This is a genomic window from Candidatus Nitrotoga arctica, from assembly GCF_918378365.1.
Taxonomy (GTDB): Bacteria; Pseudomonadota; Gammaproteobacteria; order Burkholderiales; family Gallionellaceae; genus Nitrotoga; species Nitrotoga arctica.
Map to the genome: position 1 here is coordinate 802,123 of NZ_OU912926.1, position 13,662 is coordinate 815,784.

A 13,662-nucleotide genomic window follows, 5' to 3' on the forward strand; every position below is an offset into this window, starting at 1 on the left:
CCCATTGATTTCGATCGTTCGTCAGCCACCGGTGACGACCCGGCAGCGATGCCGGTGAGTCGTAGACTTCGCGAAAAACCGAGTCGCTGACGGGAGCCCTTGTTTTCTGTTTCATTTCTACTCTCCTTAGCTAAGGAAGCGCTGATTAATTCGCGTTTAAAAATTTAACATATTTAAGAATCAATTTGTTACGCTCGAAATTCCGCGAAACTTTGAATTAATCAGCGTCTCCCTAAGTCATTCCTTGCACTTTCTACCTGGTTCGCCCTGCACCGTTCGCTCGCATTCAGGCTATTTCCTTCCAGTTTTCAGCTGGCTGTCCGTTGGCCATCGCATCCACTCCTTCCCAGTGAGATCTTTGTAAGACAAGTCGTAATTTTCGCCGTTGGGATCGAGAACATAAGTCGAGCCAGGAGTGCCTTGATTTACTTTGATCTCGCGGCCGTGAAGCAGCGCCGTACCAGTTCCATACCAATGTCTCGGCGCCACTAGAGAGTCGATTCCTTCCAACGCTTTATCAACGTCTTTGGTCACTTCCACTTCCTCATTGAATGCGTCTTTGCCCAAGCTCAATCTGTCGACATCACCAAATGGCTTGCCACTAATAAACTTCTGCTGCTTGTGAACGAGCTCGTGGAGCAATTGCGTGGTTGGACCTAACGCAGCTTTCGCGCGTGAAGAACTCGACTGCATTGCATCCGTCAAGTGGCCGCTATCTTTTACAGAAAATGTGTACGGATTGGCGACGATGTCAGGAGACTTGGTTACTCCAGCCCCACCGATTGCGACATTCTTTGTAAAGAAGCCCATTAGCGTCTTTCCGTTCAACTGCGTTTGTGCCGTGACGGTAACGTCCCCCTTCAAGGCTTCCAGCAGATAGTTTCTTACGGCCTCCGTCTTTTTTAGTTTTTCGTCAACGAGTTTCGAAATGTCAGCAGCAGGAAGGGTTGAGTTCGAGCGCTTGACTGACTCCGTCAGTCGTGTCTTTAGGGCATCTTTTGCCTTTGCCTGTGCCTGCGGATCAGACAGTGTGAGCCTGATTTCCTTGGCCCCGGCAGTTCCTGGGTTGCAACCGCCAGGATCATCCAGTTGTCCTGTTGTATGAGCCATGTCCGTCGCGATACCAAAATAGTCGTGCAATTCCGTTTTGGTTCTGTTCGCCATCTCGTAGGTCGCCGACATCAAGTCGGCTTCGCTGCTATCCGCAGTAGCACCGCCAGAAACGAACTTCAATCCAGAGTGCCCACTAGGATCGACTAGTCGAACCGGGTTGTCGGATACATACATGTACACATTTGCGCCGTCGGCGATTCCCAAGGGATCAGTCGAAATCCACCTACCAAGCCACGCCGCGTAATACCTTGCTCCGTGATACGTAAACCCCGTCTCCTCATCCCGCTCCTTCCCCGTATACCGGTACCGTTTCGCTGCCGCTTTAATACTCTGATCCACCGCCTGATACGAGGTGCTGCCGTACGGCGTGTACTCCTCATAAGAAATAACGCTGCCCTTGTCATCCAACTCCAAACTGGCCGACCCCAGGTGATTGCCGAACTGATAGCGGATGAGTTGTGGCGGTGAGCCGTCGTTGCCTTGAGTAAGGGTCTCCACCAAAGCAATACGCTGCTTATCATCCATAACATGCAGCGTCTCGCGTTCAAGCGTAATGCCAGTGCCATTGCCGTCGAACTCCCGATAAATCTCGAACCCCCCAAGATAAATCCGCTCTGCCTTGCGCGACCCATTCTGCCGCTCGATGATCTTGCGTAAGCGCTGCCCGCTGGAGTCGTACACATAGAAGGTTGTCTCCGGCACTTTGTCCGGTGGCGGAGTCGCATTGACGACCTGGCGCGACGTCGCGCTCAACTGATCTCTGAAATCCCACTGCATCAATGTGAGATGCGGCATACCGGTCATATTGCCGTGGGCATCGTAGCTGTAGGGCTCTGCCGTCGGGCCTACGGTCGTACTGCTCAGACGATTGCTCTTCTTGGCGGCCTCGATCAGGCTCGCTTCGTTATAGGCATAGGCGCGCGTCCAGTTGCCAGTGGCGGCCTGATGGATCAGTTTTTCGAAATTGCCGACCGCGTCATACAGATATTGCTCGGTGTAGTTGCGCATCGCCTTGCCGTCGCCGGGTTGGGGCAAATTGACGCGGAACTCATCGTTCCAGCTGGTTTGCGGCTGCGCGAGTTGACCGATGTGCTCGCGGCCGGTTGCGTTGATCAGCCGGTAGATAGCGTCGTAGGCGTAATCGCACTGTGGCGGTACGACTTGACCATTGAAAATAATCTTCTGCTGCGCGTCGTCGCGAATATGGGTGATGTTGCCGGCGGGGTCGTAGGTGTAGAACAAGTCCTGGAATATCGCGCTTCCCGGGGGCGCGGCCGCGCGGCTGGTCTTCAGATGGATCAGGCGGAAGGTTTGGTCGTCATAGGCATACTTGGTCAGCGCGCCGTTGCCGTATTCGATCCGAGTGCGTTGTCCCTTGGCGTCGTAGTCGATGTTGGCGACGGCATGTAGATTGGCCGACGCAGGATCAAGCAAGACGTTCGGTTCGGCGGCTTGCCCCAGCCAGGCATCCATACGTTCCAGTAAATTGGCCTCGTTGTAGCCTGGGCGGATGACGTTGATCTTGCTGTTGGCTTGGTTGCTGTGCGGCGCAGTCATCTGGATCGGCCGATTGAGCGCGTCATAGCGGGTGCTGCTGGCGAAGATTTCTGTTTCCAGAACAGGCTGTGGATTCTGCGACCAATCCGGTGTGGTCTTGTAGTCCTGTACAAGTTGCCGGATGCCGCGCAACAGGTTGCCCTTGAAGTCATGCGCCTCGCTGATCACGACACCGGCAGTGTCGTAGTGCTTGTAAGGCTTGCCGCGTAGATTGGCTTGCAGGATCTGGGCGGCAGTCAGCCCGCTACCGGCGGCTTCGCCATAGACGGTGTCCTCGAAGCGGATTTCGCGCGCTGGGTTCAGCACATCGGCGCCAATGACGAACGAGCGCAAGGGGCGGCGCAGCTCGTCGTATTCGGTGCGCAACCTGTGATCACGGCTATCCCAACTGCGGATCGGCTTGCCGGTGACATCGTTCAGCATCCAGCGCCGGCCTGCCTCCATGCTGGATTGATGGATGCGGTTGCCGAGCATGTCGTAGTCGTAGCGCATGACGATGCGGTTGTTGGCATCTTTGACTTCGCGCTGATTGCCTTCGATGTCCAGCGTCACACGGGTGGCATATTTCTGCACCGCGCCGCTGGCATCTTTGCCGTTGTCGGCGACCGTCAGCATGGGGCGACCCAGCGTGTCGAACCAGGCCACGGTGGGCGTTGCGGCGTGGGCGGCTGCTTTGTCTGCTGCGGCCTTTTCGTCCGGGCCCTTCTGCCCGTTGCGTCGCTGGTCATACCAGGTGGGCAGATAGTCCGCAGCGGGGAGAAGCTGAAAGAATTCGCCGACATCGGGATCGGCTTTGGGGTCGGATAGTGTCACCGTGTCGTTCACGTCCCAGGTTTCTTGCCGCCAGGGATCGAAGACGACTTTCTCGTAGGTGTGATTCGGATGTAATGTGGCGACCACCCGTTCCACGGGATCGTAGAACAGGATCGGCGTAACGCCGGTATCGGTCATCTCCGGTTCGGCTTCATACAGCTGTGTGCTGCTGAAGAACGACTCGTACTGTTTGACCGGTTTGCCTTTGTTGTTGTAAACGGTGCGGCCCTTGCCGACCCAGCGGGGATTCGCTGCGCCCAACACGGGCACGCCGTTGTTGAGCGTCAAGGCGCCGGGGCTGACATCGCCGCTAGTCAGCAGTACGTTCTTGGCGCGGATCGGTGCATCATCCGGCTCGGCTTGAATCTTCGATTGAAGTTCTCGCCCGAAGCCGTCGGAATACGCGAAGCTGACCTGAATCTGCAAGTCTTTGGGCGACACCGCATCGCTGACATGGGTTTCGCGCACCAGCGTGGCGGCGAAGGGCGGTTCGCCGCAGCGGCGGTAGCGATCGAGGTCGTAGACGAAGCGGCTGGTGGCGCTTTTGAGCAGCGCTGCCTTGAGGTCGGCGGGACGCGCGACAAAGTTCTGTAGTTGAGCCAAGGCGGGGTCGGCATCGAAGTCGTCGAAATCGTCCAGCGAATCGCCAAGCGTCTCGCTGCTTTTACCACGAACCGCCGTGGCGACCGCCAGGCCGAATGCATCGAAGGCCGCGAAAGAGCGATTGCCATTAGGGTCGGTCAGTTGCTTTGCCTGCAAGACCCGGTAGTCATGCAGTGCTTCAATGGTGTTGCCGAGTGCGTCGCGGGTTTTTGCGGGAAAGAGATCGTTCTCATAATCCACAAAGCTGCTGTGCGTAAACGGATTGCGGAAGCGCCGCGGCAGGAAGAAGTGGCCGGTGGCTTCCACCAGCTCATCTGCGGCGGTGGCAGTTTCGGTCGGATGGAAGAACATGCGCCCCGAAGGAATCCACCAGCGGCCATCGCCATCGAGATCGACATAGCCGCCACGGTCGGACGCCAGGCTGGTGTCCGCCAGAAGAACCGTGCCTGGATTGGGCAGCAGATTTTCCGTCGCCAGGCTAGCGTGCGGTCGCTGGTAAACGGTGCTCAATAGCCCCGGCGTAAGGGCCAGCTTGTAGCTCTCGCCCGGCAAGGCCAACGCCTGCAAAGTCCGCAACGGGAGCAATTGGCTCAGGTTGTTGCTGCGGTAGCGGGTTCGCAGGTCTTCGATGGGGCGCCGGTAGACACCGGCACCCATTGCACGGGTAGCCTTGATATCCTCGTAGGGAAGATCGTGTGCGCCATCACCCGCCTGAGCGACGAGGGCAAGCAGTTCATCGAAGCGGAACAGGTTGGTGATGTCGGGTTGTTGTGAGGCCGGACGCAGCTTGATCAACTCGTAAGTCTGTGCCTCGGCCGGTAGCGGGGTGCGATACGCGTCGACGGCAAGGACGGCGTTGGTAAAGCTGACTTCGGTGAGTGTCACGAAAAGCTGCTTCTGTTTTTTGCGGTCGGCATCGGTCTGCACCGGGTCGGTATCGTCGAAGCGGCGGCCATAGGCAATCGCTACGGACTGGCGCACGTTGCCGTAGTCGTCCACGTCCAAGGTCATGCTGTGCGTGACACGGGGATCGGCCAGCCATTGGGTGCCTGAATTCGAGGCCGCCGTTACCGCATCGACAATCTGGCCGTTCAAGACCGGAAACAGCTTGCGCTCGTAATGAAAGTCGATGGTCTCGCGCGCGTGGGTGAAGATGATGGAATGGCGGTTCGCGCCGCGCGGTTGCATGGCCTGAATGGTGTAGTTGCGCTCGGAGACGGAATACGGCCGGTCGGACGCGTCCTTGTCGTCGAGCGCGTAAATCTCCTGCCGTAAGATTGCGCCCTTGAGCGAGCGAATGGCTTCACGGGTTTCTCCGATTGCGAGGCCTGATGGAAGCACGGTGTCGTCGAGCAGCATCGCCTCGCGCTGAGTCAGGCTCAGTTCGCTACCGGGCTGGCCGGGGTCACCTTCGCGGTAATACTCGTCTTCGAGGTAACGCGAAATGCGCGCGCCGGCAAAGTAGGCGCCGGTATGAAACCATGTCTTGGTGAGCGTGGGCGGCACATGGAAGGCGGCATTGAGGTTGGTGGCTGGTGTAGCAACTTGAGACAGAACGCCAAACTCTTCGGTATCCCATTGATCGACGCGGCCAAAGCCGCGGAACTCTCGCTCGATGCCATCGAAATAACCGTGGTGGTAGGCAGAACGCGTAACGAAACGATTGCCGCTGATGAGATCGCGGGTCTCGGTCCGAGTCACGACGTGGACTGGGAAGGGTAGACGCGTGATCCAAGGCGTTCCGGCGGCCTTGTCTTCAAGGTAGAAATGCGTGGACGATGCGTATTCAATGTGCGTTTCGGCGCCAAGGTTGTTGCGCACCGTCGTGAGCAAATGTGGCTTGATGCCGCCCATTAGATCCAGATAGCGCAAGGATCGACGAGTATCACCCGATAAGGAAGACGACCAAAGCAGACAGGCCGTTCCTCGCCCAAGAAAATCAACCACGGAGACCGCTGTTAAATTATCGGTGCGCGGTACCCGGTTCAGTAGTCGCGCTTGGGACAGGCTGTTGCCATGTTGATTAAGATAGATACGCACACCGTCACGACCCAGATATACGATATCGGTGGGACCGGAGCCGTCGGTATCGGTGAGATGCACACGACGCTGGTCGAAGGAAGTGGGATCGTCGAACCAGGGTGCATTGTCCAGCGTGACCTTCGCACCGAAGCGGCCATAGCCGAGGTTGGGCCAATAGCAGACTTCGCTCACCTGTATCCGCACCAAATCGGACAGACCATCGCCGGACATGTCGGCGAGATAGATAGACTGCGTTCCATCGGCGAAGACCATGCGCGGCCCATCTTCCTCGTCGACCGCGAGTGGCACATGGAGGGCTGATCCGAATCCGTCCTCCGCATAGGACTCATGCCAAGTAGCGAAAACCTGATCATCTGTCACAAGGATATCGGCATGACCATCACCGGTCAGGTCTACGAAGCGCAGGTTTGGATCCTGCCAGTCAATGTTCGGTAGACTGAGGAAGGTGCGGAAACGGTCCCAGCCGGCATCCTCGGTACGCGAAAAGAATCCTGGTGTCGGTGCCTCGAAATCGACCAGATCGAGGTTGCCATCGCCCGCGAGGTCGAGGAGCTGTTGCCGTCCGCGGCTTAGCGCAGCCAGCGAGGGCCGGGGCGACACACATTCAACCGGACCGAACTGGCCTTCGCCAAGGTTGGGTTTGTAAAACCATGCGTCGGCCTGTTCGCTGAACACACCTGAGATGCCTTCTCCGTCCAGATCGACCCATCGATAACTGCTGCTGTCGATGCCGGATGGGAGGTTCTGCAGACTCAGTTCATCGACTTCCTGCAGCGGAAGTTGGTCGTAGGTCAGGTCGTCGAGCGGGCTGACCGAATATTCAAACTCAAGAGGGGGCAATGAACGCTTGAGGTAGCGCGGAGTGGGCTTAACAATCCGTTTGAAACCAGACTGTAGCGCCTGAGTAATGAAAGAGCCGTTGGGCTTTTCCTGGTAAGCAAACTCGGTGGAGCGTACCAGATAGTCGTCGATACCCAACTCGTCCGGGAAGTGATGGAACATAAGCACCCGCCGACACAGGCGGTAGCTACGTACCTCAAAGCAAGACCGGTAGGTAGAGAACGGATCGAGGCGCGTCGACCACGTTCCGCCGATGGGTGGCTTTAGCGTAGCCGTCGCGAAAGTCCGGCCATCCGCATCCGCTGGCATTTCCTGATAATGACCCTCGCCGTAGTCGAAAACGACCTCGAACATCCAGCCCGCGTTGTTGAAATCTGGCGCAGGTACGTGGGTCTGACGGAAACTGGGCTGGGTCGGGTCGACAAGCAGCGGCTGCCGGTTTCCATAGCGGATGGTTTTCAGGTAGCGGTTTGCCGAGCGCACGCGATTGCGCTCGTTGACATGGGAGAGATCGACGTTGTCATCGTTCTCGGCAACATACGCGTAAACAATTGCGTTGCCCTTGTCGTCATAGCTCTGGCAGATCAACCAACTGAAGACATGATCTGGGTTGGCTGGGTCGGCAATGCGCGATTCGGACGTGCTGCCATAGACAGTGAGGATATTGTCCTTAGAGATTGAGCGCCAATGGGTATCGCCGTCGGCGATGCGCGTCCAGCGTTCGATGCGGGCGAACAGTCCCTCGATGCGGGGCCGGTAGCGTTTGACCAAATAGCCGTTGCGCGAATCTTCGTCGTAAATCAGATTTCCTTGTGGGTCGTGAGTCCAGCTGCCATCGGGGTTCCTTTTGTAGACCGGCACCAGATCCTCGGCCCCAGAGAGGATAAAGACGTCGGACTCTTCGGCGTCCCGGTACTGTGGCAAGCCCTTGTCCGTCTTGCGTGTGATAGCAGGCAAGGACAAACTCCAGCCAATACCAAACGGACCGTTGCCGGCACCAGAATCGTATGAAAGACCCAACTGGGGGCCAAAACCGGCGCGCCCAGGTGAGGTGGCAATTGGCACGCTCAGGGAACCGGTGCCGGTAACGGGATTCGCCGTGAATTTTTCGCCCATGCCCCGGATGGCGCCGCCACCTTTGGGAAGCGAGACTTGCGGTGCGTTTACCGCAAACTTGTCGTCCGACTGGCTTTGCTTGTCGCCGGATGACGGTTTTTGTTCTTGCATCATGTTCCCTTCGCCAATTTTTTAGATTGGTTAGGTGCTTAGATTGATTAGGTGCACTGTACCGAACTACGGTAGCCATTAGCCGCATTGTGGGGTAACCGTCATAACAATAAAATAAGCAAATTGCTTATTTTTGATTAAGAAAAATCCTTAAAATATGCGGCGTATTAAAATTTTTATTGCTCCTGGCCTTACTTCGATGTACATGATGTAAACCCGCATTTACGCAGTGAGGGAAACGTGTCATACGACAATAGATATATATATGGCAACCTCCTGGAGGACAGTGCTTCCATTCGGTTACATCCGCGTAGAGCAGACGTGAGGGCGGTTTAGGTGGTTACGCTTTTCTTCCCAATTCTGATGGTCACAATATCGAGGTAAAATATTATGTACCGGAGTAAAAAATTGCCTATTGATCCGGCACTGTTTATCCAAGAAGTCGTTCGCATTGAGCTTGTCGAAATGTGAATGGCTTCTTATGCTTCGACAAGCTTGTATGGTGTTTCTGGCTCCTTCTTGAGAGACTGGAAGGAGCCGGGGTGGAGGGACATCGACAAGCCTCTGCCGTGCAGCGGACAGACTTAGTGAGAACTCTCCCACCCACACCCCGAACGTCGATGAAGAATTTAGCGGCTGTGCATTGACCGCCGATTTGAACGCAAGCTAACGTAGGTGTGTGCCACTCCAGCGTTGTTACTTTACTTCTGGAGGCTACTATCATGCAAACCTTTCCGAACATAGGTGTGGATGTTGCCAAAGACGCAGTCGTTGTGGCTTGCGCCGCGCAAAGTTTTTCTACTCACAGTGTTACAAACCAGCGCACTCCTTTGCTGGCATGGCTGAAATCTCTGCCCACAGGCAGCCGCATCGGCCTGGAATCCACGGGCGGCTATCACGAATTACTGGCCGATCTGGCACACGCGCAAGGCCATGTCGTATTCCTGCTCAATCCGTTGGATACCAAGCACTATGCCCGCGCCATGGGTAACCGCGCCAAAACAGACCGAGTGGATGCCGAACTGATCGCCCGTCTCATCGCTCAAGAACATACGCGCTTACGCCCTTACGCACCCCCTACAGCCGACCAGCGCAAGCTGGATCGCATGATCCGGCGGCGCGCCAATATCGTTCGCATCAAAAGCTCGCTCACGCTGACGATGAGCAACCTGAGTGGCTTTACCACCGAACTCAAAGCTGTCTCGAACAAGCTTGATGCCCTGATTGCCAAGATCGATTCCACCATGACCGCGATTGCGGCGCATTCCCCGCAACACAAGGAAGCGCAACAGCGTTTGCAAACCATTGCAGGTGTCGGCCCCGTGGTGGGCATGGCGCTGACCAATACGATGGAGCGCGTGCCTTTCCGCAATGCGGATGCATTCGTCGCATTCACTGGCTTCGACCCGAGAGCCAACGACTCCGGCAACAAAATTGGCCGCAGGCGCCTATCCAAACGCGGCCCCGCCGAGTTGCGTCGCCTGCTGTTTAACGCTGCAATGGCCGCCGCCAAATCCAAAGCTTGGAAACCTATCTATGAGCATTACCGCGCCCAAGGCTGGGGCACTACCGCAGCACTGGTAATCATCGCCCGCAAAATCGCCCGCGCAGCCTGGTCTATTCATCATTACCATTCAACTTTCGACCCGGAAAGGATTACAAAAATGCTTGACGCGAACCATAGAATCTCAGCACGAACGGCAGTCAAGTTCAATTCGTGCCGGATCAGTAATAAGGCAATTTATCGAGCGGCTGCGGCATTCAGTGATTTTTGACGCTAATGCGCAAACTTAGAGGAGTTATCCAAGTGAGTTTGAATTACAGGTGGGTTATATGGGTAGTTGTGGCGCTGCTCCTGACTTTTGTAGCGTTGCGAGTGTATTTGCACTTTTCCCCGGGCAGCAATCTTTATGTTGGTACATACAATATTCACCATCTTTTTATTGGTTTGCTTAATTACATTCGCGGGTTTGCCTCTTGTCCTGTTTCATGGTAATAGTTGAAAACTTGACGTAGCGGCTATAGCTTTTGGGGCAGGGCTGAGTATGGCTCTCGACGAGTGGGTATACCTCATTACCACCGATGGGAGTGACGCTTTGTATCTCCTGCCGATTTCCTTATGGTGTGGGGTGATAATGATAGGTTTGGCTGCAAGTTATGCGCTTGGCTTAGCGTTTTTTGCTCATCGGTGTGAACGCGCTAACTTGGCGTTCAATTCGGATGTGCAAAAAGGGCACGCACGTTAGCACCGCATTAATCATATGTAATAGTTATCTGAAAATTTGCCAGGCGAAATTGATGATGGTATTCAAAATTGGATTATTTCCTATTATATTAAGTATTATTTTGCTGGGTTTCTTTGCGGCCAAAGCGGCAAGAATGCGTGGCAAAAATCCGTTGCTGTGGGGAAGTTTCACCGTTGCTGTGATCACCGCGGTGACATGGCAACAGCTGCCAGTATGGGCGGAGACTATTTTTTATCGAGGAACGACAAAGCAATCGACTATCCCTCAACGGAAGGTTATCAGACTGGAAGAGGCTAAAAAAATCAGTATTCGCGTAAGTATGGATGGCGTTAATTTTGATGTACCGCTTGTATATAACTTTAATGGGTACAACCCGCAATTACACGGCTGGGGAAGTGTGCCGCAAGGGCAGATTGAAGGTAAGAAAAGGCCAATTGTAGATTTCATCAAAATTGATGCCATATTGCCGGAGCTTTCTCCGGTAAGTGATGAGAATCTAGCGCAATTTGAAAAATTAGCATGGGGACAAAACATGCACGCTTCTATTGCGCATATGAGACCGTGGGATTATTACTTTAAATATTTTTTCGAGAGATTGCAGCGGCAACCCGATTTGCCGAAATTGCCCGGGATGTTGCATTACTACGACCCATCAGGCAAGGCAGATATATTCTTTAGCCATGATCACCCTACGGACGAACTGGTGCGTATCCGGTGTGTTGATGAGAATTTTTTTCACAGTGCATTTCCAATTTGCGTAGTTGAAACCTCTTATAGTCCTGCGCCGGAAGTGGCGCTATCTAAGTCCGTAAAAAAGACGGTTTTCTATCTGAGGTATGAACTGCCCAGCCAATACATTGCACAATGGCAAACGATAGGTCAGAAGCTTAAATCTCGGTTTGATCAGATGGTTAGCATTAACGCTACATCGTTACATTGATTTGTGGCGAAAATTACGAGGCGAGTGGGTTACGAATACAGGAGGCTGGCTACGGCTTACGCTTAGTCTCATTAGAAGGGACTACATATGAATCCAACGTCAATTCAGGGTACCTCGTACCGCTATGAAGCTGTAGTATAATTTTTAAAGTTTTATCAGTTGCATCCATAATGAGTAAATATTTGTAATAACAAAGTATTTACCTAACATTCAATAATACAAAAAAATTAAGGGGAGGTAAATTATGAAGACTGTTTCTTTTAATTTCTGCCGTACAACCACTGTAGCGGTTGTTTCTATTTTCCTGGCGGGTTGTGCCAACATGCAGATGGGGTCTCAGGAAGCGAAAACAACTGCCACAGGCTCTGCGGGTGGCGCAACATCACAGAATGCCAACAGCAAGCTTGAAAAATGCACTGAATCGTTGGGTACCTTGGCAGTCGTCGAGGATACCAATGCCCCATGGTATGGCATCTTAACTGGGCAAATGAAACTAGGATCCACTACTCCCGTACTTAAGATGCTTGTTCAACAGTCTAACTGCTTTGTGATTGTAGACCGGGGGCGTGCGATGGGTAATATGATGGGCGAACGTGCACTGGCGGAATCGGGAGAATTGCGCAATAACTCTAAGTTCCAAAAAGGGCAAATGGTAGCGGCTGACTTTTCTATGAGTCCTTCCATCACTTTCAGTAACACGAATGCCGGCGGTGCGGGTGCTGCTATTGGTGGTCTTATGGGGTCATTTGGCGCTTTATTGGGCAGCAGTATTTCTGCCAAAGAATCCAGCACCATGTTGACCTTGGTAGATAACCGTTCTGGCGTTCAGTTAGCTGCCGCTGAGGGTAGTTCGCGCAATATGGACTTTGGATTCATGGGTGGCTTATTCGGAAGTGCGCTTGGTGGGGCAGGTGGAGGTTATTCCAACACTGCAGAAGGAAAGGTTATCGTTGCCGCCTTTACCGATTCCTACAATAATCTGGTGAAAGCCGTGCGTGCTTACAAAGCACAAGAGGTTAAAGGCGGGCTTGGAACGGGCGGTCACCTTGGTGTTCAGGGCGGAGGAAGTTAGGAAATAAATTTGTACTAGGAAAATTATTCTAAAATAAGTTTTCTACATGCACATTGCGATCTATTCAGGTTGCGATGTGCATAAATTAACGCTATGTAAAATTAAAGAGATAAGGTGTTAGTAATACAGAAATACTAAATAGCGTAATACAAAATGCGTCCCTTTTTGCATTACGCAGGGAAGAATCAACGTGCGTTACACCGCCGCCTGATAATACGTCAGGCAGCTTCATTTCGGTTTCGAGCTTGACACAGTTACCACACTCATTCTTTGGTTATAGGTGAACGTGATGGTTAAGCTTCTTGCCCTCATCATTAATTGCAGCCCTAATAGATCTCGCTGGAACCAGTTATTATGACCCTCCTGTGGCAGTTGATTTATCAGCGCCAGCCTGTTATGCATCGAATTACCCCAACCTGAGTGCAGGAAACCTGGAGATTAAGAGACAGGAATGAGTTATTTTATAACAGGCACTGATACTGGAGTCGGCAAGACGCTGATCAGTTGTGCACTGCTGTACGCTTTTGCTGCGCAAGGACAGCGCGTAGTCGGCATGAAGCCGGTGGCGGTGGGGTGTGACGACAACGGGCATAATCAGGATGTGAAACAATTGCAGGCGGCCAGCAATGTACTGGTGAGCTATGGCCAGATCAATCCCTATAGTTTTTTAGATGCTATCGCGCCGCACATTGCTGCGCGGAATGCAGGTGTGCGCATCGATTTCGCACGCATCCTGACGTCCTATCACGAGTTGGCATCACAAGCGGATATGGTGATCATAGAAGGCGCGGGAGGGTTCAGAGTGCCGCTGAATAACAATCAAGACATCGCCGATCTGGCTCTGCAATTGGGTTTGCCTGTTATTTTGGTGGTGGGCATGCGTTTGGGCTGTCTCAACCATGCGCTGCTGACAGCAAGCGCGATTGAGGCATGTGGATTAAAATGTGCCGGATGGGTGGCCAATGTGCTGGATGCCGATATGCTCGCGCTACAAGCCAATATTGTGGCGTTGCAGCAACGTTTGGTCGCACCGCTGCTTGGCGTGGTACCTTGGCAGCCGCAGCCGGATGCGAGGATGGTGGCCTTGCAACTCAAATTCGAATTGCTTGAGGAAATATAGCGGTTCAGTTCAGAGTTGAGAGGCTGTAATGAAATTGTTATTCCTTCAGAAGCAGCATGGCCTGTGGGCCGAATTGCATGCGCAGGCT

At 53.7% G+C, this 13,662-nt stretch carries 5 protein-coding genes; 4 read left to right on the forward strand and 1 reads right to left on the reverse strand.

What is annotated here, in order from left to right; all coding sequences use genetic code 11:
* Nucleotides 1–291: 291 nt before the first annotated feature.
* Nucleotides 292–8,199, reverse strand: coding sequence for a SpvB/TcaC N-terminal domain-containing protein (locus MKZ32_RS03670; RefSeq protein ID WP_239796025.1), 7,908 nt, complete (start codon nt 8,197–8,199; stop codon nt 292–294).
* Nucleotides 8,200–8,918: 719 nt separating this feature from the next.
* On the opposite strand from MKZ32_RS03670, the gene MKZ32_RS03675 reads away from it, so the two are divergent.
* The 4 genes from MKZ32_RS03675 to bioD all read left to right on the forward strand — a co-directional run bounded on the left by MKZ32_RS03675 (nt 8,919) and on the right by bioD (nt 13,574).
* Nucleotides 8,919–9,971, forward strand: coding sequence for an IS110 family RNA-guided transposase (locus MKZ32_RS03675; RefSeq protein ID WP_239796026.1), 1,053 nt, complete (start codon nt 8,919–8,921; stop codon nt 9,969–9,971).
* A 523-nt stretch (nt 9,972–10,494) separates the two neighbouring features.
* A complete protein-coding gene (locus tag MKZ32_RS03680) occupies nt 10,495–11,382 on the forward strand; it encodes a hypothetical protein (protein ID WP_239796027.1) in 888 nt (295 codons plus the stop codon).
* Between the two features lie 244 nt (nt 11,383–11,626).
* Entirely contained in the window at nt 11,627–12,454 is an 828-nt protein-coding gene (locus tag MKZ32_RS03685) for a CsgG/HfaB family protein (RefSeq protein WP_239796028.1), read from the forward strand.
* A 451-nt stretch (nt 12,455–12,905) separates the two neighbouring features.
* Nucleotides 12,906–13,574 (forward strand): dethiobiotin synthase, encoded by a 669-nt coding sequence (bioD, locus tag MKZ32_RS03690; protein ID WP_239796029.1) that lies wholly within the window; start codon nt 12,906–12,908, stop codon nt 13,572–13,574.
* Nucleotides 13,575–13,662: the final 88 nt, after the last annotated feature.

Bases quoted from the DNA above. Each gene is read 5' to 3' on its own strand.
- MKZ32_RS03685 (WP_239796028.1), top strand. From the start codon at position 11,627: ATGAAGACTGTTTCTTTTAATTTCTGCCGTACAACCACTGTAGCGGTT.
- MKZ32_RS03670 (WP_239796025.1), bottom strand. From the start codon at position 8,199: ATGATGCAAGAACAAAAACCGTCATCCGGCGACAAGCAAAGCCAGTCG.
- bioD (WP_239796029.1), top strand. From the start codon at position 12,906: ATGAGTTATTTTATAACAGGCACTGATACTGGAGTCGGCAAGACGCTG.
- MKZ32_RS03675 (WP_239796026.1), top strand. From the start codon at position 8,919: ATGCAAACCTTTCCGAACATAGGTGTGGATGTTGCCAAAGACGCAGTC.
- MKZ32_RS03680 (WP_239796027.1), top strand. From the start codon at position 10,495: ATGATGGTATTCAAAATTGGATTATTTCCTATTATATTAAGTATTATT.